At 38.6% G+C, this 22,834-nt stretch carries 23 protein-coding genes; 10 read left to right on the plus strand and 13 right to left on the minus strand.

The genetic code is table 11. The features are described 5' to 3' along the window. Positions 1 to 30: 30 nt before the first annotated feature. The 10 genes from miaA to ACVWYN_RS06120 form a co-directional block, all read right to left on the minus strand. Complete coding sequence (miaA, locus tag ACVWYN_RS06075) at positions 31 to 972, minus strand: tRNA (adenosine(37)-N6)-dimethylallyltransferase MiaA (protein ID WP_457287939.1); 942 nt, start codon at positions 970 to 972, stop codon at positions 31 to 33. After that, a complete protein-coding gene (locus ACVWYN_RS06080) occupies positions 972 to 1,769 on the minus strand; it encodes a hypothetical protein (RefSeq protein WP_457287940.1) in 798 nt (265 codons plus the stop codon). Before ACVWYN_RS06080 ends, miaA begins: the two co-directional genes overlap by 1 nt. After that, positions 1,760 to 2,137 carry a hypothetical protein gene (locus ACVWYN_RS06085; RefSeq protein WP_457287941.1) on the minus strand — a complete coding sequence of 126 codons (378 nt, stop codon included), beginning with the start codon at positions 2,135 to 2,137 and terminating at the stop codon, positions 1,760 to 1,762. The genes ACVWYN_RS06080 and ACVWYN_RS06085 overlap by 10 nt, the downstream gene beginning before the upstream one ends. A gap of 56 nt (positions 2,138 to 2,193) precedes the next feature. Then, positions 2,194 to 3,288, minus strand: coding sequence for an MBL fold metallo-hydrolase (locus ACVWYN_RS06090; RefSeq protein WP_457287942.1), 1,095 nt, complete (start codon positions 3,286 to 3,288; stop codon positions 2,194 to 2,196). Positions 3,289 to 3,376: 88 nt separating this feature from the next. After that, positions 3,377 to 5,197: a DNA topoisomerase III gene (gene topB, locus ACVWYN_RS06095; protein WP_457287943.1), complete on the minus strand. Its 1,821-nt coding sequence runs from the start codon at positions 5,195 to 5,197 to the stop codon at positions 3,377 to 3,379. A gap of 2 nt (positions 5,198 to 5,199) precedes the next feature. Beyond that, entirely contained in the window at positions 5,200 to 6,099 is a 900-nt protein-coding gene (locus ACVWYN_RS06100) for a histone deacetylase family protein (protein ID WP_457287944.1), read from the minus strand. A gap of 6 nt (positions 6,100 to 6,105) precedes the next feature. Next, positions 6,106 to 7,449, minus strand: coding sequence for a kynureninase (kynU, locus tag ACVWYN_RS06105; RefSeq protein ID WP_457287945.1), 1,344 nt, complete (start codon positions 7,447 to 7,449; stop codon positions 6,106 to 6,108). 25 nt (positions 7,450 to 7,474) lie between these two features. After that, the gene (locus tag ACVWYN_RS06110; RefSeq protein ID WP_457287946.1) at positions 7,475 to 8,080 is read right to left on the minus strand and encodes a DNA-3-methyladenine glycosylase; all 606 of its coding nucleotides are present in this window, start codon (positions 8,078 to 8,080) and stop codon (positions 7,475 to 7,477) included. Then, the gene (locus ACVWYN_RS06115; RefSeq protein WP_457287947.1) at positions 8,073 to 8,549 is read right to left on the minus strand and encodes a GAF domain-containing protein; all 477 of its coding nucleotides are present in this window, start codon (positions 8,547 to 8,549) and stop codon (positions 8,073 to 8,075) included. Before ACVWYN_RS06115 ends, ACVWYN_RS06110 begins: the two co-directional genes overlap by 8 nt. A gap of 14 nt (positions 8,550 to 8,563) precedes the next feature. After that, on the minus strand, positions 8,564 to 9,685 hold the full coding sequence (locus ACVWYN_RS06120; RefSeq protein ID WP_457287948.1) for a Fic family protein: 1,122 nt from the start codon (positions 9,683 to 9,685) through the stop codon (positions 8,564 to 8,566). A gap of 198 nt (positions 9,686 to 9,883) precedes the next feature. Here ACVWYN_RS06120 and ACVWYN_RS06125 point away from each other — a divergent pair, with 198 nt between their 5' ends. From ACVWYN_RS06125 to ACVWYN_RS06135, 3 genes are all read left to right on the plus strand, one after another. Next, positions 9,884 to 10,135 carry a hypothetical protein gene (locus ACVWYN_RS06125; RefSeq protein WP_457287949.1) on the plus strand — a complete coding sequence of 84 codons (252 nt, stop codon included), beginning with the start codon at positions 9,884 to 9,886 and terminating at the stop codon, positions 10,133 to 10,135. A gap of 165 nt (positions 10,136 to 10,300) precedes the next feature. Next, a complete protein-coding gene (locus ACVWYN_RS06130) occupies positions 10,301 to 10,894 on the plus strand; it encodes a hypothetical protein (protein ID WP_457287950.1) in 594 nt (197 codons plus the stop codon). A gap of 112 nt (positions 10,895 to 11,006) precedes the next feature. Continuing rightward, entirely contained in the window at positions 11,007 to 11,222 is a 216-nt protein-coding gene (locus tag ACVWYN_RS06135) for a hypothetical protein (protein ID WP_457287951.1), read from the plus strand. 23 nt (positions 11,223 to 11,245) lie between these two features. On the opposite strand, the gene ACVWYN_RS06140 is transcribed toward ACVWYN_RS06135, so the two are convergent. Then, positions 11,246 to 12,415 carry a glycosyltransferase family 2 protein gene (locus ACVWYN_RS06140; protein WP_457287952.1) on the minus strand — a complete coding sequence of 390 codons (1,170 nt, stop codon included), beginning with the start codon at positions 12,413 to 12,415 and terminating at the stop codon, positions 11,246 to 11,248. Between the two features lie 2 nt (positions 12,416 to 12,417). Further along, a complete protein-coding gene (locus tag ACVWYN_RS06145) occupies positions 12,418 to 13,332 on the minus strand; it encodes a glycosyltransferase family 2 protein (protein ID WP_457287953.1) in 915 nt (304 codons plus the stop codon). 44 nt (positions 13,333 to 13,376) lie between these two features. Here ACVWYN_RS06145 and ACVWYN_RS06150 point away from each other — a divergent pair, with 44 nt between their 5' ends. The 7 genes from ACVWYN_RS06150 (at position 13,377) to ACVWYN_RS06180 (ending at position 21,889) form a co-directional block, all read left to right on the plus strand. Continuing rightward, complete coding sequence (locus ACVWYN_RS06150) at positions 13,377 to 13,919, plus strand: hypothetical protein (RefSeq protein WP_457287954.1); 543 nt, start codon at positions 13,377 to 13,379, stop codon at positions 13,917 to 13,919. Then, positions 13,912 to 15,036, plus strand: a complete 1,125-nt coding sequence (locus ACVWYN_RS06155) for a response regulator (protein ID WP_457287955.1) — start codon at positions 13,912 to 13,914, stop codon at positions 15,034 to 15,036. The genes ACVWYN_RS06150 and ACVWYN_RS06155 overlap by 8 nt, the downstream gene beginning before the upstream one ends. Continuing rightward, the gene (locus tag ACVWYN_RS06160; protein WP_457287956.1) at positions 15,037 to 15,375 is read left to right on the plus strand and encodes an STAS domain-containing protein; all 339 of its coding nucleotides are present in this window, start codon (positions 15,037 to 15,039) and stop codon (positions 15,373 to 15,375) included. Beyond that, positions 15,372 to 15,899 (plus strand): hypothetical protein, encoded by a 528-nt coding sequence (locus tag ACVWYN_RS06165; RefSeq protein ID WP_457287957.1) that lies wholly within the window; start codon positions 15,372 to 15,374, stop codon positions 15,897 to 15,899. Before ACVWYN_RS06160 ends, ACVWYN_RS06165 begins: the two co-directional genes overlap by 4 nt. 234 nt (positions 15,900 to 16,133) lie before the next feature. Continuing rightward, entirely contained in the window at positions 16,134 to 16,799 is a 666-nt protein-coding gene (locus ACVWYN_RS06170; RefSeq protein ID WP_457287958.1) for a DUF6266 family protein, read from the plus strand. Positions 16,800 to 17,053: 254 nt separating this feature from the next. Further along, the gene (locus ACVWYN_RS06175) at positions 17,054 to 19,582 is read left to right on the plus strand and encodes an LruC domain-containing protein (RefSeq protein WP_457287959.1); all 2,529 of its coding nucleotides are present in this window, start codon (positions 17,054 to 17,056) and stop codon (positions 19,580 to 19,582) included. A gap of 219 nt (positions 19,583 to 19,801) precedes the next feature. Then, entirely contained in the window at positions 19,802 to 21,889 is a 2,088-nt protein-coding gene (locus ACVWYN_RS06180; protein ID WP_457287960.1) for an LruC domain-containing protein, read from the plus strand. Between the two features lie 68 nt (positions 21,890 to 21,957). Here ACVWYN_RS06180 and ACVWYN_RS06185 read toward each other — a convergent pair whose 3' ends face one another. Further along, a complete protein-coding gene (locus ACVWYN_RS06185) occupies positions 21,958 to 22,773 on the minus strand; it encodes a glycosyltransferase (protein ID WP_457287961.1) in 816 nt (271 codons plus the stop codon). Between the last annotated feature and the right edge of the window lie 61 nt (positions 22,774 to 22,834).

Consider the following 22,834-nt stretch of genomic DNA (forward strand, 5'->3'; position numbering starts at 1 on the left):
ATGCCATTGCCAAACACAATGGTTGTAAAATCAATTGTTAAATGTTTTAGAATAGATTAAAAAATGCTCCAAAACACTATTAAACAGCAAATTATCATCAACATTTGTGTTAAACCATTTTATTTCAACCCCATCCTTTTCCATTTTTCTAAAAAAGGTCATTTGTCTTTTTGCAAATTGACAGATGGCAACTGTCAGATTTTCCTGTAATTCATCAAGTGACATTCCTTTTCGGATATAGGAAGCTACAAACTTGTATTCCAGACCGTAAAAAGTCAACATATCATTACTTACTCCATTTTTAAGCAGACCTTCTACTTCTTCAATAAGCCCGTTTTTAAGGCGGATGTTCAATCTTTCAGACACATTCTGTCTTCTCAACTCTCGACCGGGATCCAAACCAATCACCAATGGCCGTAAAGGCATCCTAATTACCTCAGGCAGTTTATTATTTACCATATAATTAGCTATTTCAATGGCTCTGATTATCCTTTTTCTGGAAGAATGATCTACGTGTCCAGTAAAAGCAACAGGGTAATCTGCTAATTTGTCTTCCAGTTCGGGAATACTTAATACCATCAGTTCTTCTCTCAACATCTCGTTAACGGGCACTGCTGTATATTCCTGGTTTTGAAGTAGGCTGTGAATATACATCCCGGTACCACCGCATAGTATAGGTAAAATATGATGATCTGTCAGCCGTTCAAAAACCTGATAAAAATCATCCTTAAATTCATTTACATTATAATGCTCCCCAGCCTGCTTAATGTCTATCAAATGATAAGGGATGCTTCCAGAAGAAGTTTTATATTCTTCCAGATCCTTTCCTGTCCCGATATCCATACCTTTAAACACCTGTCTACTATCCACACTGATGATCTCGGCAGTAAGCCTTTCTGCAAGCCTTACTGCCAGCTTTGTTTTACCGGAAGCTGTTGGTCCTAGCAGGATTAATAAAGGATGTCCAGTCATTATAAATCCAATATATATTTAAGATTACCCGTATTAAATACAGGTACAAATTCACCAATTTCATCTTCTTCAATTCGATGCGGAAATGAACGCTCCATGGTTGCTTTATGAACCAGGATAGCTAAAGATGGTGTTGTTTCCGCAAGTTTAAAACCAGCACGTTCATATGCTGATCCCAGCGACCAGTCTCTATCTGCATAACTCATAATGTCGTCTGGTGCATGTAACTTGATGAAATGTTGCAGCAATTTAGTAAAACCTCCTGTAACGGTATGACCAGTTAGGTTTGCAAAGCGTATCAATTCGGCAGATTGATACCCTAATTTTTTATCCTTCATCTTTCTTAGGCCGCTAAAACACGCCACCGCCTGGATCTTATTCCCTATAACTAAAGCATATTTATATCTCGCAGTTACAGAAAGCTGAAGATGATTCTCATTCAGAAACTGATTGGCTTGTGGTTGTGTAATAGAAATGATTTTAGTTTTTCGGCCATGGACACGAATGTTTTTACCCATAATGGAATTTATACGACCAATTACCTGCGCTTTTCTACTACGCCAAACATCCTCCCACAAATGAACAACTTGCTTATCCGTTTCCCTAAAACTTTCCTGTAGTTGGATAAATTCATCTGCAGTGTGATGGGTGTTGCAATCAATAAGGTTTAATACCAATTTTCCGGCATCAAGAGTGCATAGTTGGTAATTCTCATCTTCATAAATTTGCGCGTTAATCTCAAGCATTTTAAGACTTATGATCACATCTTCATGCCAGCCAGCATTTATTATACCCAAGCTGCTTCCTTATAATGCTTAAAACATGCCGCAAAAGAATCTTCAATATGGCTCAAGAGAGATTCATCCAACTCTTTAATATGGATACCAGATCTCTTTTTAAGCAACTTTAAAAGGTTTGAATCTACCAATCCTTCCAAGTCATCCTCCATTTCATCAGGTAAAAGATGAATTGCAACATGTGTTTTTTCAATGATTATGCTGGTAAAAAAGACTTCATGTTTTTCTTCGCCAGCAATCTTAACGTTCTTATTGCTCCAAAGGTCATAAACTGTATCACTATTAGTACGGTTATCAAAGCCCATGGTAGCATAGGGGTGCAACGATGCCCTGATGGTTTGAAAAATCTCTACTAAGTCCGTTTTCATGTTGTTCAGTTAAATATTAAAGTATTTAAATATAACATCTTATTGAAGAAGATTGTTTACAATTGAGCATCTACTTCCAGCCACCATTGCCTGATTGGATAAGTTGCGCCAATAACAACAGACTCGCCTTGCAAAGGTGTTGCAATCAGCTGCTGACTTTCAGCTGCAGCTTTTACCACCCTTAAAATTGGATCATCCCAATTGTGGGCAGCTAAAGTAAATTTACCCCAGTGTACTGGCAATAATACCTTTGCCTTCAAATCCTTCGCTGCTTGCACGGTTTGTTCAGGAAACATGTGGATCAATGGCCAAAAATGATTGTATTGTCCGCATTCCAGTATGGCCAGCTCAAAAGGACCATATTTATCTCCTACCTCAGCAAAATGGGTATCATATCCAGAATCACCACCTAAATAAAGATTGCCTTTTGGGGTTTTAAGCACAAAGGCAGACCACACAGTTTGATTCCTTTTAAACTTTCTGCCTGTAAAATGTCTGGCCGGTGTAGCAATAAAGCTCAACCCATCAGTTTGAGCCGCTTCGCCCCAGGCTAACTCCTTAATTTTTTCAGGTGCAATGCCCCAGCGCTCCAGGTGTGCTCCCACACCTAAGGAAGTAATAAAGAGTTTAGTTCGGTCTTTCAATTTCAATATACTCTTATAATCCAGGTGATCGTAGTGGTCGTGCGTTATCAATATGATGTCCAGATCTGGGAAATCTTCTGCATTAATAAAGTTTGTCCCCTTAAAACTCTTGGTGCCTAAAAAAGCAAAAGGAGACGTCCTTTCGCTAAATACAGGATCTACCAGCACTTTTACACCATCAAGATTTAGAAAATAAGAAGAGTGACCAAACCAAATCACCTTTATTCCAGCTATTGCAGAAAAATCAGGCGCACGATTAGGAATAGCCTGCTGAGGCGATTTATGCGGATTCTTTTTTAAAACCTCTTTAAACATCGCCAGGTAACTCACATCTGCTGGCTTCATTGGTGTAGGCGATGAATTCTGGATCTCCCCACCCTTATAATTTGGAAGTCCTTTAATCCTGTTTAATCTGGTTCCAGCGGGAAGTACACCAAAAGCAGGCACATTTAAAATCAAATAGCAAAGTAATACGAGAAGCAGAAGAATAGCAAAAAATGTATACACAGTTTAATAGTTTAGTAAAGTCTGTTGACTAATATTCATACAAAAGTAAGTTCGCCATTTGGAATATTTATCGAAGCCGGTAAATAATCTATTTGAGCATACCAACACCGGCCAATAACAACTCGCTAGTGATGGTGCGCGTGTATTCTGCTATCTCCGCTTTGAAATCTGCAACAGAAGCACCAGATCGAATTTCTTCCAAACGTTTTTCCCATTGCCCGGTCAGTTCTGCCTGGGCAATTTGTTTGTCTTTCACCACATCATATACTGCCAATCCTTTAGTAGTAGGCACCAGGTTGCGCTTTTCTCTGATTACATATTCACGGTTAATCAACGTTTCGATGATCGCTGCACGAGTAGCAGGAGTACCAAGACCACTGTCTTTCATGGCATAGCGCAACTCTTCATCTTCTATGTCTTTGCCAGATGTTTCCAGTGCTTTTAATAGTGAAGCTTCGTTATAGAGCGACTTAGGCTTGGTTTGTTTCTCTAACAATGCTTTTTTAGCTATAGGTAACTCCTCTCCCGTCTTTACTTTTGGTAATGAAGGATTTTCTTCATCTTTCTTTTCTTCATCCTTATCATTAAAAACAGAACGCCAGCCAGCTGTTCTAATTACAGTACCATTTGCAATAAACAAAGAGCCAGATTCTACAGTAATTTTAGTAATTTCTTTTATACACTCCTGATGAAAAGCCTCCAGCATACGCCCGGCAACCATATCATATATAGCCTTATTATTGCCACTCAATTGGTAAGCCGATTCTCCCGTAGGCAGGATCGCATGGTGATCCGTCACCTTTTTTGCGTTCACACTTCTTTTATTCAGTGCTACAGTACCTAAAAATTCTGCTTGCTTACCAAACTCCTGATGGTCCTTTAATTTTTCAATTAAACTGGGTACACCTGCAAAAACATCATCACCTATATACCGACTACCCGTACGGGGATAAGTGATTAGCTTGCTTTCATATAATCCCTGTAGAATATTTAGGGTTTGATCAGCTGTAAAACCCTTTTTCTTATTGGCCTCTTGCTGCAAACTACTTAGGTCATGCAAAAGTGGTGGTGGCTCCTTTCTTGGTTTCGCTTCCACACTTGCAATTTTACCTCCATTTGGAAAACCAGATTCCAGGTCTTCTATCCTGGCAAAAACCTCCTCTGCCTCTTCTTTTTTGCTAAAATTATTGACAGACATAGCCCTGAACAATTGCCCATCTTTATCTACCTGTATGGCCAGCTGGTAAAAGGTTTGCGGCACAAAATCTTTGATTTCCAGAAAACGGGAACAGATCATTGCTAAAGTAGGCGTTTGCACCCTACCCAATGAAAGTACCGCGCGCGATCCGGCAGATATACTCAATGCCTGCGTGGCATTCATTCCAACCAGCCAATCAGATTCAGAACGGCAGTGGGCAGAATTAAAGAGCGTATCATACGCTGTGCCCGGCTTCAAGTTCCTGAAACCCTCTTTTATCGCTTCATCAGTTTGAGAAGAAATCCAAAGGCGCTTAAAGGGCTTTTTACATTTAAGGAAATAATAAATATACCGGAAAATCAGTTCCCCTTCGCGCCCAGCATCCGTTGCCACAATAATCTCTGTAGCCTCGTCAAACAACTTTTTAATGATGTCTAGTTGCTTCCTTACGCCAGGATCTTCCACTAGTCCATCTTTAGTTTTAATCTTTCTGATACCAAGTTTAAATTTCGCTGGCAGCATGGGCAAATGTTCCCTTCTCCAACCTATATACCCATAATCCTGGGGAGGCACCAATTGCAGCAAATGTCCGAAAGCCCAGGTAAAAGAATACCCCTTACCTTCAATATAGCCATCTTTCTTTGTCGTCGCACCAAATACCTTAGCCAGCTCACGTGCCACCGAAGGCTTTTCTGCAATTACAATCTTCATAATCAATCAAAAATATCTTTTCCTAACTTAAAAGTATTGCAATGTGCATCTACAATATCACGAATGTTTGGCGAATACCCACCTCCCATACTTACCTGAACCGGCAATCCATTGTCTTTGCAGAATTGCAATACCATCCTGTCGCGTGTTTTACATGCTTCTTTAGATAACGCCAGTTTACCCAAACTATCACTTTCAAGTACATCAACCCCTGCCAGGTAAAACACAAAATCTGGTTCATGTTTCAAAAGGCCGGGCAAAATTTCTTGCAGCTTTATTAAAAATTCATCACCTCCGGTCTCATCATCCAACCCGATATCCAGGTCTGATCTTTCCTTTCTAAAAGGAAAATTCTTCTCGCCATGCATCGAGAACGTAAACACCCTTGGTTCATCGCAAAAGATCTCCGCTGTACCGTTGCCCTGATGCACATCCAGATCAATGATTAGTATCCGCTTTGCCAAACCATTTGCCAGTAAATAATTTGCTGCAATGGCCTGATCGTTAAGCATGCAAAAGCCTTCTCCCCAATTACTTCCGGCATGGTGCGTCCCCCCTGCTACGTTAAACGCAATTCCATCTGATTTGGCCGCTATTGCCCCATCAATAGTACCCTGTGCAATTCTTAGTTCACGCTCAATCAGCTTTTGCGACAATGGAAATCCAATCCTGCGCTGTTCTTTTACCGGAAGGGTTAAATCCCTAAGCTGTTCCCAATAGTGCTGATCGTGCGACAATAAAACAACCCGTTCTTCAACTGCTTGAGGCGAAAAGAAATTAGCAGATGAAAAAACACCTTCATGTAGCAGTTGCTCCGGAATAAGCCCGTATTTCAACATTGGAAATCGGTGACCTTCCGGTAGAGGATGTGCATAAATTGGGTCCCAGGCAATTCTTATCATGCTACCTCAATATCTCTCCTCATGATTTATATCGAAACTACTATCAGAAGACAAGTAGTTTGGTTTAAATATCCTTTTACTAATTCCCAATAACAACTCCCCTGTGCGGTATACATCTTCAAAAGAGTTATACAAAGGAACCGGACTTAACCTAATCACATTTGGTTCCCGCCAGTCGCCCAATACATTAGCCGCTACCAAACCTTCAAATACCTGTTTCCCATCTTGCTTTGCAATAATAGAAACCTGTGCACCACGTTCAGCTTCCTCATTAGGAGTAATGATCTTGTAATACTCATCTCCCAACAGCTCATTCACTTTATTGATTGTAAAAAAAAGATAGGCGGTCAGGGTTTTACTTTTAAGTCTAATGGGCTCCATATATCCTGCCTTTTCAAAAAGCTGCAAGGAAGCATGGTACAAAGCCATAGGTATTACCTGCGTACAGCTTACCTGCCAACCATCTGCACCGGCTTCAGGTATAAAGCCCTTTTCCATTTTAAAACGTTGAGATTCTTTATAACCCCACCAACCCGCAAAGCGATTTAAGGACGTATCCTGAAAATGCTTTTCATGCACGAAGATGGCACTAATGCCGCCCGGACCAGCATTCTGGTATTTGTAAGAACACCAGCAGGCGAAATCGATATCCCAGTCGTGCAACTCAACAGGCACATTCCCGGCAGCATGGGCCAGGTCGAAACCCACTATGGCACCAACTTCATGACCGACTTTAGTAATGGCTTCCATATCAAACCACTGACCGGTAAAATAATTTACACCACCAAAAAGCACCAATGCAATTTCCTCACCATGAAGCCTGATCTGGGCTTCAATATCTTCAGTATGTAAAACGTATTCACCTTTACGGGGCTTTACTTCAATGATGGCTTCTGCAGGTTCATAGCCATGAAAACGCACCTGGCTTTCCATGGCGTACTGATCAGATGGAAAAGCACCAGCCTCCATAATAATCTTAAAACGCTTCTTTTCAGGCTTATAAAAGCTAACCATCAATAAATGAAGATTAACCGTAAGTGTGTTCATCGGACAAACCTCAGCAGGTTTAGCACCCACTATGGGTGCAATCATTTCATTAAGAGCTTTGTGATAAAACATCCAGGGCTCAACTCCTTCAAACCAGCCTTCAACGGCCAGGTTTTCCCAGTTCTTCAGTTGCCGCTGTAGCACTTCACTGGCGGCTTTTGGCTGCAAGCCTAAAGAATTGCCGCACAGGTAAATAAAAGGCTTCCCATTTTGTTGTGGAAACAGGAAATCCTGCCTCAAGCTACGCAGTGGGTCGGCCTGATCAAGATCTTGCGCATAAGTTAGTTTGTGCTCAAAATTCATTACCCCAAACTTAGAGAAAAATGGCTTAACTATTTGGCTTACTCACAAATTTATTGCCCTTCACGTAGTACCTCCATGGCAATAAAGCATGGTCCTGAGCATAAGCAACGCCCACTCTTGGAGATGCTACTATTTGTTGCTCAGTGAAATGAATACCTCGATCTTCAATCCAGATTTCATCACCTAAAAGGTCTTTTGCATTTAATCCCTTATCAATACCCAGGGCCTTAGCCAAGGCACCCGGACCAGCAGTAAGGTTGTTTTTCAAAGCAGTCATTCCCCTTCGCTCCAGCATGATTTCCAAGCCCTCAATGGGTTCTATTCCACGGATCAGTACGGCATGCGGAATGCCTTTTGGTGCGGTAACCACATTGAATAAGTGGTGGATTCCATAACATAAATACACATAGGACAGTCCGCCAGTTTCATACATGATTTGTGTACGATTGGTAAACCTTCCTCCATAAGCATGAGACGCCTTATCCTCGATCCCTTTATAAGCTTCAGTCTCAACAATCATCCCAGCAGTAACCAAGCCGTCAATAGCAGTAAAAAGATACTTACCCAGCAGGTCCGCCGCTAACGCATTCACATCCTGATTCTGGTAATAGGAAAAGGGTAATTTAGCCATTTAGTAATTCTATGATCTGCTTCAAATAAAAAGCGTCTACCTCGTCAAAATGAGCCAGGTGTTCACTATCTACATCCAAAACACCAATTACCTCACCATTGTTAAACAAAGGCAGAACTATTTCAGATCTTGAAGCAGATGCACAGGCGATATGTCCGGGAAATTCATCCACATCAGCAACAACAATCGTTTCTTCACGCGCCCAGGATGCACCGCAAACGCCCTTACCCTTTTTTATTCTGGTACAAGCTACCGGACCTTGAAAGGGACCCAGCACCAGTTCCTCATTTTTAACCAAATAAAAACCTACCCAAAACCATTTGAATTGTTCTTTCAGTGCGGCAGCTACGTTTGCCAGATTAGCAATTTGATCGTCCTCTCCAGTTAGCAATCCTTTGATCTGGGGAATCAGTGATTGGTATTGTTCCTCTTTACCAGTACCGGTTATGATAGTTAAATCTTCAGCCATATTTTAATAATTTGTTAAGACGATAGTATTCTGTATAGTTCCAGGTTTAAATAATAAAAGCCTTTACCTACTTCTCTTTTCTCCAATATTCCCATTGCAGTTAATTGATCAAGATATCTCCTTGCAGTATTTTCTGCGTAGGTTTTGCTATTTACAAAATGTGCAACCTTTGTAAACGGATGTGTAAAAATGCCGTTTACCAGTTGATCAGGCCGCTGAATTTCGGTATCTGATTGAATTGCTGATAAAATAGCATGCTGAGCAGAAATAATATCATTGATCTTGTCATAGGTAATATTAGAGGTGACCTCTACTGCTTTAAGCATATACAGTAACCAATTTTTCCAACTCCCTCTCTGCGTAACACCTGCAAGACCTGCGTAATATTCCTCTTTGTGATCGATGATGAATTTACTTAAAAAAAGTATAGGGTAATCCAACAGCCCCTTTTTTGTAAGGTAATTTATATTAAATATACGACCAGTACGCCCATTTCCATCACGAAACGGGTGAATGGCCTCAAATTGATAATGACCTATCGCCATTTTTAATAAAGTATCCAATGGATACTTTATGTCATCGTTTAAAAAGTCAATCAAGTTGCCCATTTTTGCTTCCACGATATCTTTCCCACGCGGTGGTGTATAAAAGGTTTTTCCAGCATTTGGCCCAGTACCACCTTCTTTGATCACAACCTGTGCAATAGGGGTTCGAATACCATCTGCGAATTGACTAACTATACGGTACATGTTTACAAAATAATTTACATCTATTGCCCGGTCATTTTGTAAATAATCATATCCTGCCCAAAGTGCCTCTCTGTAATATAAAACTTCTTTAGCAGGCCCGTTAACATGACTAACATTCTCTTCACTATAAGCCTTGTAAAGTTCATCATCCGTAGTAAAAATATTTTCAATCGCACTTGAAGCTTTCGCTTCCTGTAAGCTAATTGAGTTAATCAGCATTCCCTGGTTAGGAATAGCAATACTGCGACCATGGAGCCTCGCCAATGCTGCCTTTGCATTGCCCAATTGTTCATAAATTTCAAGATCTTGATATAGCTCTCTCTCTATCGGAAGTTCAGGGAGTTCATTCCATGGCTTATTCCTGTCAGAATTTATTTGATAAGGCATAGACAAATATAACTATATTGACCTTAAAAATTTAATTTTTTAATGTCAATACCAACTTATGGCCTTAAAAGAGCCATGTAAAATACCTATTGACCTTAAAAAATAGAATTTTTAAGGTCAATAGCGACTTATGGCATTAAACTGTTACTTTTACCGATATAAAGCAAACATTTTCAGTCAATAAATTGAAGTAAAATTATGAGGGTAATAGCAGAACTTCCGCATCCGGAATGTAAGATCACACTGTTCAATATGAATCAAAAATACATAGTTAAATTTGAGCAGGGGACCTTAGAGCAAAGCTATAAATTGTCTGAATTAGACTTGACTGGAGGAGGGGCAAACGAGATTTTCCAAATGCTGGACGAGGAATTTATAGGCACGGTAATTGAAAGATTTAAGCTCATGCGGACTGATTTTTCTGCAGCTTACAACAGGCAGCAGTATTAGTAGATATATGTACACTTAAAATACTGCAAAATAGTTAGTTATACTACCAAACAGAATATTATTCTGTATTTAAGTATATAAAATGCAAAAATTTTTAGACGATAGTCACTCATTACTTAAATTAACAACACCAAATATCCTTGATTAACAACAATTTAAATACAAATGAAAAATATAATTTTGCAACCAAAAACAGCCAAATATAAGAGAGGTTTAGGGATATTTATATGGTTTACCACCCTAAGTCTACTACTGCTTTCATGTTCTAAAATTAACGACTCCACCAAAATGGACATCTCCCTCTCCCCTACTATTACCAAGTTCGATATACCAATAAATTCAAGTTTAGCAATAGGTAACACCATTGCAGAAATCACCACTGCAGTCAATCTAGATTCCTTGATTAAAGTGCAAGCACCAAGGTTTTCTACAAGCAATATTACCAGCATGAAAATGACCAGTTTTACCTTAAGTTTAACAGATAGTGTAGAGGTAGAAAACAACTTCGCAAACATTGCAAACATAGACGTTTCGGTACAAGGCGGAGGACAAAATTCCAACACGATTGCGTCACTAAGTAATGGGGAAGCGATGGCCGGTGTACTGAGCATTCCAATAAGGTCAACGGACAACGACCTGAGACCTTTCCTTAACGACGGACAGGTCAAATATTTGCTGATAGGAAAACTCCGCAAAGAGACGACCAAAATATTAAAGGCCAAGGCTACGGTTACGTACCGTCTTCAACTCAAACTTTGATAGATTCCAAAAATTTCCTATATTTGCATAAATCGGGACAAAAACACGCTACCTCCTGTCCCCTATTTCGCCTGGTCTACCCATTAGACAGGCTTCACTTAAACAAATAAATATGGCTAAATCTCAGGCTACCTTCATGAAGAAGCAACTGGAAAAAAATAGACAAAAGAAAAAAGAAGAAAAAGAACACCGTAAGCAAGAACGTCAGCAAAATTCATCTGGAGGAGATCTGGAAAGCATGATGGCATACGTAAACGAATTCGGAGAGATCGTATCTACTCCACCAGACAATCCGGTTGTCCGTCCGGAAAGAAAAGAAAGAGAATAATCAATTTATTCTCTTTCTTTATTTTACTTCCTAACGGCCTTTTCCCAAATCACCGATTGGTTGCCTTTAAAATACCTGATCAGGCCTGCAAACACGGCATAATTCATCATACAGAAATAGTACGGTACAAAAAGAAGCTTAACGCGAACTTTCTTGTCTTCAAGTATTTTGCCCAGCCATGCCGCGCTGTAAAACAACACTTGCGCAGCCAGTAAAGCCTGATAGATCAATGAAGCACCTGATGCTACAATCACGATGTTTAGGACCAAAGCCAGGATCATCAAAAATGGAGTGATGGTCCAACGCAATACGCGGTGACTGATATACTGGAAGCTCAACAACGGAAACTTAAAAGGATTTAACAATGCCTTTAACCAAATAATAGACTGCATCCCGCCTGCGGCGATTCTAACCTTACGCTTTAGCTCCTCTGTTACGTTAGCAGAAGAGGTTTCCTGCGCATACGCCTCTGGTTCATAAACAATCACATAGCCCTGCTCTGCAATACGCATAGAGATCATAAAATCATCCAGCACACTATTAGATGGAACTGGCTCATAAAGTGCTTTACGCACGCTAAATAACTCTCCGGCGGCGCCAACTACAGAGTACAGCTCAGAATCCCATGCTTTCAGTTTAGATTCATACTTCCAGTAAAAGCCTTCCCCGGCCGTTGCATCAGCAGATTCCTCTATCATTACACGCTTTTCTCCTGCTACGGCCCCTACTTTCTCATCCGCATAATGCCTGCACAACAGGATCAGTGCATCAGGGTTTAAAAACGTATTGGCATCAGTAAACACCATTAGATCGGTTTTAACCTGCAAAACAGCACGGTGCACGGCACTGATCTTGCCTCTTCGCTCATCAGCAGAGTGCAACAAGGTAATTTGTGGATACCTGGCCACTAGCTCGGGAGTTGCATCTGAAGAGCCATCGGTAACAAATATCAATTCTAGCTTTCCCTCAGGATAGTTTAATAGCAACGTATTCTTAATCTTCTCTTCTATAAAATCAGCCTCATTGTAAGCAGCTACAATCAATGTGCAGGAAGGCAGTTCTTCGTAGGCATATTGCTTCCGCTTTTTAGGCGATAAGATCCTTTTTAGCTTAACCAGCACAAACAATAAGATTCCGTATCCGAAGAAGGTATAGAACACTAGAAAAATGGCAATCCAGAAGGTGATGATCATAATTATTTGATGGTGAAACCTAATTCATTACTAGACGTTTTGTGGGTAATATTCCAGGATATAGCTCGGAACAAAATAGGGATAAATCCGACAGTTCCACTGGTTAGATAGCTTAAGATATTTCTTGGTGTTACAAAGGCAATGAAATACAGATAAAAGAATAAGCGTTGGTGCCAGGCCGCGTTCCTACGAATGAACAATATCCTGTTGCGGTTCATGAAAAACTCTTTGATGGCACTCTTCTTCCCCACAGAAAGCGATTCTTTATGATAAATCAAGGCATTGGTATTAACCCATATCTCAAAACCTGCCTTTCTAATCATCTCACACCAGTCCATCTCCTCATAATACAGGAAGAAATTCTCGGCCATGGTACCCGCTCTCTTTAAGGCCGTACGGGTAATCATCATCGCAGCACCATGTGCATAGCCGGTCTGCTCCACAATATGATCAAACTGGCCGTTATCTGTCTCAAATTGCCCTATACAGGCATTGCGACAAGTATAATAGTTCATCGGGGTAAATCCGGCATATTGTATGACCTCCTTTTTATCGAAATAATTGATTTTTGGAGAGATCATTCCAATTCTCTTATTGTTATCCAAAGTCTCAGATAACGTTTCCAACAAACCCGCAGTAAATTCTGTATCGTTGTTAACAAGGAATAAATATTCGCCTTTTGCGTATTTAATACCCAAATTGTTACCGCCAGCAAAGCCGAGATTTTTATTTGACTTGATGTAAATGATATTTAAATCGAAGTTTTTAAAAGCAGCCTCATGGTCTTCCCTGCTTCCATTATCCACCACAATAATCTCTATATTCGCTTTAGGGTATAGATCATTGATTGAACCCAGTAATTCCAAAGTTGCCTGTGGCTGATTGAAATTAACTGTGATTATTGAGATTAAAGCCATTTTAAAAACCTAACTTGGATTAAGAATCATCAAAGTAGTATAATTTGCCTAATAAAACCAAATTTACCGAAGAATTAAAGCGGTTTGAAGCGCTGGAAGGCAATAATGAAGTGCTGCTTCAAAAGCTGGATGAGTTTCTTCTATTGCTGGAAAAGAGCGACTTGAATTCAGAGAATATCCGCGACATTAAAGGAAAGCTGGATACCACTTTTGACAAAAAATTGGCGGGCGATACCCTAATTAAGGAGGTAAAAGATGTAGCCATGTCCAATTTGAATAAGATGGATCAGCTGGATAAACTGGAATTCTTACTAAACAACAATCATTTTGATTCTTCCGATACCAAGAAACTAAACATTAAATCAGTCATAAACAGGATCATAAAAGGAATTATTGGTCTATTATTTGTTACCTTAGGCTTTGCAATGATCATCATGCCGGCCCCGCCGTATTTTGAAATGTTTACCATTTACTATTTCAATATTAATGACGGGGTAACACTGATGGATCTAATTTCACTGATCATCGTTGCAGTAGGGATATATATTATGATTAATGCTTTATTAAACTTAAAATCCAATGAATAGTGTCATCCTCCTCGTAGATGATGATATCTTTCAGCTGCGTTTATTTGAGAAGTTATTAAGCTCTAATGGCTATAACTGTAGGATTGCTTTGTCTGTTGATGAGGCAGAAACCATCTTACAAACAGAAACTCCGGATTTGATCGTATCAGATTTTGAAATGCCTGGAAAGGATGGTTTCGAATTTAGAAGGCGATTGCTTAAAGAAGATGCTTTCAAAAACATCCCCTTTTTATTCCTTACTTCCATTAATGATAAGGATAATGTACAGCAAGGTCTGGATTTAAAAGCGATTGATTATATCGCCAAGAACACGCCTCCATCGCATATTTTATCTAAGATAGACAACCTCCTTCAAGCAGTTCGCGAGCATTACGAGCGTTCATTGAGTGAGGTTAAAGGAATTGCAGAGCGATTAAACCTTAGAAATATCCCCCTAAAGGCGCCAGAGCTTAAGAAATTTAAAATAGATTACTTCAATCAAACCTTTCAGGACCAACCGGGTGGAGATTTTATCGACTTCGTAAAAATTGACGGCCGCTTTACCTTTATTATTTTAGGAGATGTGATGGGGAAAAAATGGGGCGCATGGTTCTTTTCATTTAGCTTTTTAAGCTACATCCGCTCTGCCATCAGGCTCTGCGTATTTGACAATAACTATTCTCTATCTGAAATCCTGAACAAGCTAAACCGTGTAATTTATGCGGATGAGTTATTGAGCGATATTTTTTCTACCTTGAGTATCATATTGTTGGATGATGAGTTGGGTACAGTAAAATACTCAGGTGCCGGTGATCTTCCAGTTTTAAAGTTTGAAGCGGGAGAATCTGATTTAAAGTATTTCCGTTCTGATGGTATCCTACTGGGCTTTTCTGACAAAGGTGGGTACACAGAAATGGATATTCCAATAGATTCTGGAGAGGAGATCTATATGATTTCAGATGGAATGATCGATTTTGAGATAAATGGAGAAAAAAGATCAGACATTAACCTCTTTAAAGAAAAGTTGTTTAATTTTAAAAAGGACAAAGAAACTATACTGAATATTAAAAACAAGCTGTTTAACAAACATGTTTCACAGGTTGATGACTGCAGCATCATCATTATAAACAAATTGTAAATGAACGTAACGAAACAAAACATTGATGACCTCGTTTTACTGACCATAGTTGACAAAGATGCCAACCTATCAAAATCAGAAAGCTTCAAGGAAATTGTTTTTAAAGAAATTGAATCTGGCACCAGGAAATTGATCATCTCTTTTGAGCATGTAGAATACCTGGACAGCTCCTTTCTGGGTGCTTTAGTAGCTATTTTGAAGAACCTCGTACCGAAGGAAGGAAAATTGATGCTGATAGAATTGAATAATGACATCAGGAACTTGTTTGAATTGACCAGGCTAGATAAAATTTTCGATTTAAAAAATTCATTGGAAACGGCACTAGAAGACTTCAAATGAACACACTACCGATAACCATCACGCTGGAGATCCCGAATGATGCGGATAGAATTTCTGAATGTACCGGAAATATTCTTGCGAGTATTCAGGAGCATATCGCATTGGACCTTGGTTATCAGCGTAGAATAAAGCTAATTATGATTGAGCTGATGACCAACTCGATCAAACATACTACAGAAAAGCTCACCACCATTGAAATGACGATTGATCATCCTCATTTAAGTATTCATAAAATAGAAAAAGGATTAAAGATAGAATTTAGCGCATCATCTCCACAACTTCCCTTTGAAGAGCTGGAAAACATTCTGAATGTTAGTTTTTCTGAATCGAATAAACACCACATCCAACCATTAAGCCAATACGAATTCAAATTCCTTAAGCCTGCAGAGGATGAGATTATGACGATAGACCAAATTCCCGAACATTTTGGTTTATACATCATTACCATGGCTTCTGATAGTTTTGTGTATCACCACAACCCGGAACTTGGAGAAAACAGCTTTATTGTGCATCTTAATTTCTAAATTTTTTACAATAATCAATATATTAGTTAACCTTTAGTAAGGACAAATAGCGTATTAGGAAATACAATGCTATTATTTAACAGGGACCTAATAGGGACGTAACAGGGACGTAACAGGGAGGTAACAGGGACGAATTCCCTATTAAGTCCTTATTAACTCCTAATTAAATTTTCATTAGATACATATTAGTTAAAAACAAATACCTATTTTGTCCCAAATCAATACCGAATTGTTATGGCAGTAATTAAAAATGGAATATTAGGCGGTTTTAGTGGAAAAGCCGGTACGGTTAATGGCTACCACCTGATGGGGCAGGAAATTATGCGTGGCCCAAGGAGAAATAGGACGAGCAAGGTATCGCCTAAGGAAGTGTTGAACAGGAACAAATTTGCAGTTTCACAAGTTTGGCTTCAACCCTTAACCGGCTTATTGAGAATAGGCTTTCAGTTTTATAAACCCAAGTGTCATGGATTCGTGGCCGCGAAATCTTTCATTTCAAAAAATGCGATGGTTGCAGATGATGCTGGCTTTCATGTTGATCCTGCATTGGCGTGCATCAGTCACGGTCCGCTTAGTCCAGGTATGGATGAAACAGCTACTTTGGGTGAAAACTATTCTATAGATTTTACCTGGGATTACCAATTGGGCGCATACAATGACAGGGCAATGGTGCTTGCTTATGATATTGAAGGTGGAGAGGCAGAGTACGAGACCTCATTAGCCAAACGTGCAGAAAAAAAAGGCACGTTAAAGGTGGGACATGAATATGCGGGGAAAACGCTGCATATTTACATTGGCTTTGTTTCTGAAGATAGGAAGTCCAGGAGTATTAGTAAGTACCTGGGTACGATTATGATGCCGGAGGAGGCTAATGATGTTATTGAAATTGCAAACCAATAGTTTATCAGTTAAAGGAAAATAGCCTTTTTTTGTGGACACATTTCCACACTTTTTAGGAATGGGGAACTGAAATTCACAGCAAAGAGGGATTGGATAAAAGTCTATAATTTAAGTTATTGCATTCAGACTACTTCGGAAACATCCTGTGGGCTATATAAATCGTATATTTGCATATATAAAACCACTATCATTTTGTATTTCCTAATAAAGGAACGATATTGGTATATGTATATTACAACTAGTAACAAAAAAACATGAAAACAAAATTACTTTCTTTCGTATTGGTTTCAGGGATTGTGATTTCATCCTGTAAGAAAACTGAAAAATTTCAACAGGTTGATAACAAATCAATAGATCAAATTGCAGCACCTGCTTCATTTATGTGGTCGGGTTCAAGAGATGTGAGTTTAAGCATTGGTGTTTCAGACGCAAGTAGTGGAACTTTAATCCATGTAATTAAGATTTATACCGCTGAGCCAGCTAAAGGTGGGGAGTTGATCTCTAAAGGATCCGCTACGCTGATCAGTCCTTTTAATACTAAGGTGACTTTATCCTCAGCTATTACGCAAGTTTACATTGAAAAAACTTCACCAACCGGAGCAGTAGTTGGTCAGACATTAGCGTTGACTTCAGATAATATCTCTGCAGCGATCAGTGCTACGGGATTAACGAAAGTTATGTCTGTAGGTAAATTATCTTATTCTATACCAAAAACACTTTCATTGGTTAATGAAGCAACACCATCCGTTCCTGCTGGAGCTATCGTTATTCCTAATGGTGCAAATAATTATCAGATGGATGATAATACGAATTATGTAATCAGTGCAAATAGTGCATCTGTAAATTTTAAAGACCCTAAAGGTGGTACATTGTACATTACTGGTACAGGCGTAAATATTACCCAGTTAAAAATGAAGAAAGGAAATACCGTAATCATTACTGGTAGTGCTACTTTTTCAAGTAATTTCAGCTGGGATGAGGAGGAAAATGATGGTACTTTAAAGATTTTTGGAAGTTTAACAACCAGTAACTTTAAAATTAGCGGTACTTACAGAAACCAAGGTACACACGTAGTAAATGGCACATTTACAGTTTCTCAAAACACGACTAATGTAAATAGCGGTACTTTAACTGTTAATGGAAACACAGATATTGATGCTCCTTTTGAAAATGGAGGTACAATGTCTTTGACTAGTTCAAACGAATTCAAAACAGGCTCAAACTTCACCAATAATAGTGGTGCTATATTGGCTTTTGGTAGTCAAAACACGGCAATTAAAGGAACATTCACTAACAGTGGTGCAGTTACTTTTGCAGGTGGAGAGATTAACTTAAACTCAAGCAATCCAACAGTTGTAAACAACGGTACATTTACGGCAAATAATTCAAAAATGAATTTAACAGGCAGCTTTACCAACAGCGGTACAGTTTCTGTAAAAACTTTAAACTACAACTCAGGAGGTTTAATTATCAATAACTGTAAATGGTTTGTAACTGAAAATGCAACAGCCTTTGACGGTCCACTTAAAAACTATAGCTATTTCCGCATTACTGGTTCAAGTAACATCAATAGCAATGGGGTAATTACTTTATACGATGGCGCAGTATTCCGCACAGGTTCTATTCAAGCCTTGAATGCAGTTGTTGTGGGTAGTGGAACTACTTCAGTTTTTAAAGTTGATGGTAGCATTGATAATAACCTTATTAACAATGCAAACAACCAAAACAATGGCAGTCAGGCTAGATTTTCTGGAAACCTAGAAGTTGACCTTTCTACTTCCTCTTATCCATTAAATGCTACACAACCAAATTCAAATAACTCAAACTATTTAACTTATGTGAACGGATTGCCTGTTGGTTTCTTTATAAGCCCGGCTAAACGTTTATTATCAACTACTACAGTATTTATTCCAACTGACGACTGTATGCCAGAAAGTATAGGGCATGCGCCAGTAAATAACGATACCGATGGTGATGGTGTACCAAACAGTGTAGATGATTATCCTAATGACCCAACTAAAGCACATGATATTACATCTGAAAACTATGCGTTAGGGGGATCAACTGTAGCATTTGAAGACAGTTGGCCTAAAAAAGGCGATTATGACTTGAATGATGTTGTTTTCACTTATAAATATAAAGTTGTTACCAATGCAGCTAACAAAGTTGTAAGAGTTGAAGCAAGCTATAAATTATTAGCTACTGGTGGTGAGTTTCACAATGGTGCTGGTATTGAATTCCCACTACTTGCAGCCAAAGCGACTAACTTCACTGGTCCAACAGGAACTTCATTGGAAAGCGGACAAACAAACGTTACATTAATATTATTTACCGATAGCCGTGTAGAACAAGCAACCTGGAATACGCAGACTAGCCAAGTTACCTCACCTGCTGTAACATATAATATCTCCTTTGATGTTGTAAATGGTCCGCTTCAAAGTGAATTTGGATTTAACTTCAATCCTTTTATCTGGAATAACACAGTAGGATATGGACGTGGATTTGAAACTCACTTGTTTGGCAAGAAACCGACAAGTAAAGCAAACACCGCTTTGTTTGGAACAAATGACGATGCAACTAACGTAGCTAACAATAAATATTATGGAACTGCAACTAACCTACCATGGGGAATAACACTTCCAATAGCAACCTTTAAATATCCAAAAGAAAAGATTTCCATTACAGATGGATACAGCTTATTCTCTACCTGGGCTATCAGTGGCGGGACAAGTAATCCTACATGGTATTTAAATTCTAGTTCAACAAATTTATTTGGAAATTAGATCTTAATAAATATTTCATTAAAAAATCCCCAATGCATGCATTGGGGATTTTTTGCGTTCAATCGTAGAAACGGATACCCGTAATGGGTATTTTCATTTCCTCATAAAAAAACAACTATATTACATGTCATTGTTTATCAATGTATTAGGTTTAATATATTAATTGGAATGATATTTTCAATAGGTTAGGTGGCCAAAACTTTTAAACCTCAATTTTTTATGAATAGAAATCTACTTTTAGCTGTACTCTTTTTATCGGTTTTATCTTTTGACGGGTGTAAAAAATCAATTAGCCCTGTTGAAGAAACAGACAAATCTTTTATTGGTGATAAAGCGGCTCCTGACGGGTTTGCCTATAACACAACTAAAGAAATTACTATTAACATTAGGCTTTTAACTGATAGTGAAAAACCTTTAAAGGGGGTTATGGTGGCTATTTTTGATCCTGCTAACGCCAAAGCTGGTGCTGAGTTAACAAAGGTATTGTCTGACAAAGATGGTTTTATTAGGACAAAATTAAAAGTGAGGGCATCTCAAACTAACTTTATAATTGATGCTCAGTACTTTGGATTATTAAGAAATATTAAAGTATATGCTCAAAATGATATAGTAAATGCTACAATAGGTGGCAAATCTGTTGCAAGTGGAAATATTGTAGTTGAAAAACTCAGTTATACTACTCCAGGTAGATTTAAGCTATCGTCAACTAGCGCTGGTTTAAATGCTTTGAATTCAAAAACTATTCTTGATTACGATCCAAAAAACTACGATGAATTGGGAAGACCAATAGCGGAAAATCTTTATGCTCCAGATGCAATTGATTGGGATGCATTAAAAGAGAAAATAGACAATTCTTTACCAGAATCTCATTATGTTAATCAGAAATACATAGCTACTGAGGCACCGGCTAATTTGACTATAACAGCTTTAGCAGACGTATGGATCACTTTTGTACACGAAGGTGCCGATTATAGAAATTCATTTGGCTATTATACCTATCCAACTGGCCATCCCCCACTAACAGATTCTGAAATCGATTCTATTCATATGATTTTCCCCAATGCATCTTTAAAGGGACATAGAGGAGAAGGAAATATGATTCGTGGTGATAAAGTTAAAATTGGAAGATTTCCTGCTGGTGTATCCATTGGTTTTGCTTTATTCCAGAACGCTTATAACAACGACAATACCATATCGACATCAAATACAACATTCTATTCTAATGAAGATTTAAACCCTGAAAAAGGGCGTCTTATGCGCCATAACGTACTATTAAATAATGCAGCTCAAGGCACATATTTAATTGGATTTGAAGATATTGACAGAAGAGATGGTTATGGTAGTGATCAGGATTTTAATGATTTAGTAGTTTACGCACAATCAAATCCAGTCGAAGCAATTTCACCACTTAACATACCTTATTTAGAAGATAAAGTTAAAGACACAGATGGAGATGGTGTTCCTGATGATAGAGATGAGTATCCAGACGATAAAGACCGTGCATATAATAGATACTACCCGAGTAAAACAATATGGGGAACTACAGCATTTGAAGACCTTTGGCCATCTGAAGGAGATTATGACCTTAATGATTTGGTGATCAGTTATCAATATAAGTTTGCCATGAGTTCTTCAAATAAAGTTGCAGACTTAACTGCGTCTTACAAACCACTAGCTGCAGGCGCATTGCAACCTAATGGATTTGGAGTTGAATTGCCATTGAATCCATCTGCAATTGCAAGTGTGACTGGAGCAAATCTAACCGAGGGTTATATAAAATTAGATAACAACGGTACAGAATCTGGACAAGCAAATGCTGTTGTGATACCGTTTGATAACCATAGGTCAATGTTTGGTGGCTTCCAATCATTTGTAAATACGGTAGCTACGTCAAATTTGTACGCTAGTCCAACTATCACTATGAATATTTTGTTTAGCACCCCTTTAGATGAAAGTTTTACAATAAACGCACCATTCAATCCGTTTATGATCAGTAATATGAATCGTGGAAAAGAAGTTCACTTGGTTAACAAAGCACCGACATCTTTAGCAAGCGGAAGCTTTTTCGGTACAGAATCTGACGACTCTAAGTTATCATCAGGAAGATACTACTTAACAAATACCAACAAGCCATTTGCAATCGATTTCTATGGCCCTTTTGTCTATCCTCAAGAAAGAACAGCAATTACAGCTGCATATCCACATTTTGCAGCATGGGCGGCATCTGGGGGGAGAGAATTCACCGATTGGTACAGCAATACTGAAAAAGGATATAGAAACGAATCAATTCTATACATCAGAAAGTAAAAGCTTATAAAAAAGGCCCGGAATTCTAAATAGAATTCCGGGCCTTTTTTATATTAATAATTCCGAGTTTATCTTTCTCCTTTAAAGAATACCCGTTTTACCCGCCTTATTGTTCCCTTCACAAATCCACCATCTATTTGCATTCTTCTATCAGTTGTCCATACAATTGCTTTTTTGCTAACTACATTGAAGAAACTGCCATATCCTTTGTTTCTAAGTTTTAATGCCATATAACCATCCTCTACTGTGCCAGGCGGATGGTCAAATCCACCAACACTCAACCCCTGCTCCTTCCTTATTGCCGAAGTAAATCCATAGACATTTACGGCCTCATCCTTAACATGTTTATTGATCCATCGGGTAAAGTCTGCCAGGTATTCATATACAAAATACGTATATCTTCCAGTACTTCCGACAGGAATGAAGGAGAACCTCCCATAACTCATAGATATATTTTCATTATCTATGAGCGGTTGTACGATCTCATCAATCCATCCTTCTGGATATATAGTATCTGCGTCGGCGTTCAAAATATATTTACCCTTTGCCGCTACCATCCCAGCATTTCTAGCATTAGCTATACCCTGTTTGGTCTCAAGAATACATCGAACACCGCATTTCTCGACCAGTTCAGCAGTATTATCAATTGAGTTGTTATTTACTACAATAATTTCAACCTGCTTATTTGTTTTATTGAAACACAAAGAGGAAAGTGCGGGTACAATATTTTCTGATTCGTTATACGCGGGCATCACAACTGATATTTGTGGAGTATCACTTTTCAATTGCTGATATTGATGTTTTGCTTCTAGACACATTTCATCCTTGCTTAGCTTATTATTAAAAAATTTTAAAATATTTTTAGGGATGGCGACTGGTCTCATAAAGCATATAAAGGTTAAACTATTAGCGAATATAGTTCTTAAAAGTTATTCAAACAATCTG

The sequence above is a fragment of the Pedobacter sp. UYP24 genome, from assembly GCF_054057295.1.

Coding starts and splice junctions, on each gene's coding strand:
- ACVWYN_RS06170 (WP_457287958.1), top strand. CDS start 16,134: ATGGCAGTAATTAAAAATGGAATATTAGGCGGTTTTAGTGGAAAAGCC.
- ACVWYN_RS06085 (WP_457287941.1), bottom strand. CDS start 2,137: ATGAAAACGGACTTAGTAGAGATTTTTCAAACCATCAGGGCATCGTTG.
- ACVWYN_RS06120 (WP_457287948.1), bottom strand. CDS start 9,685: ATGCCTTATCAAATAAATTCTGACAGGAATAAGCCATGGAATGAACTC.
- ACVWYN_RS06180 (WP_457287960.1), top strand. CDS start 19,802: ATGAATAGAAATCTACTTTTAGCTGTACTCTTTTTATCGGTTTTATCT.
- ACVWYN_RS06115 (WP_457287947.1), bottom strand. CDS start 8,549: ATGGCTGAAGATTTAACTATCATAACCGGTACTGGTAAAGAGGAACAA.
- ACVWYN_RS06125 (WP_457287949.1), top strand. CDS start 9,884: ATGAGGGTAATAGCAGAACTTCCGCATCCGGAATGTAAGATCACACTG.
- ACVWYN_RS06145 (WP_457287953.1), bottom strand. CDS start 13,332: ATGGCTTTAATCTCAATAATCACAGTTAATTTCAATCAGCCACAGGCA.
- miaA (WP_457287939.1), bottom strand. CDS start 972: ATGACTGGACATCCTTTATTAATCCTGCTAGGACCAACAGCTTCCGGT.
- topB (WP_457287943.1), bottom strand. CDS start 5,197: ATGAAGATTGTAATTGCAGAAAAGCCTTCGGTGGCACGTGAGCTGGCT.
- ACVWYN_RS06140 (WP_457287952.1), bottom strand. CDS start 12,415: ATGATCATCACCTTCTGGATTGCCATTTTTCTAGTGTTCTATACCTTC.
- ACVWYN_RS06165 (WP_457287957.1), top strand. CDS start 15,372: ATGAACACACTACCGATAACCATCACGCTGGAGATCCCGAATGATGCG.
- ACVWYN_RS06175 (WP_457287959.1), top strand. CDS start 17,054: ATGAAAACAAAATTACTTTCTTTCGTATTGGTTTCAGGGATTGTGATT.
- ACVWYN_RS06135 (WP_457287951.1), top strand. CDS start 11,007: ATGGCTAAATCTCAGGCTACCTTCATGAAGAAGCAACTGGAAAAAAAT.
- ACVWYN_RS06155 (WP_457287955.1), top strand. CDS start 13,912: ATGAATAGTGTCATCCTCCTCGTAGATGATGATATCTTTCAGCTGCGT.
- kynU (WP_457287945.1), bottom strand. CDS start 7,449: ATGAATTTTGAGCACAAACTAACTTATGCGCAAGATCTTGATCAGGCC.
- ACVWYN_RS06185 (WP_457287961.1), bottom strand. CDS start 22,773: ATGAGACCAGTCGCCATCCCTAAAAATATTTTAAAATTTTTTAATAAT.
- ACVWYN_RS06100 (WP_457287944.1), bottom strand. CDS start 6,099: ATGATAAGAATTGCCTGGGACCCAATTTATGCACATCCTCTACCGGAA.
- ACVWYN_RS06160 (WP_457287956.1), top strand. CDS start 15,037: ATGAACGTAACGAAACAAAACATTGATGACCTCGTTTTACTGACCATA.
- ACVWYN_RS06130 (WP_457287950.1), top strand. CDS start 10,301: ATGAAAAATATAATTTTGCAACCAAAAACAGCCAAATATAAGAGAGGT.
- ACVWYN_RS06110 (WP_457287946.1), bottom strand. CDS start 8,080: ATGGCTAAATTACCCTTTTCCTATTACCAGAATCAGGATGTGAATGCG.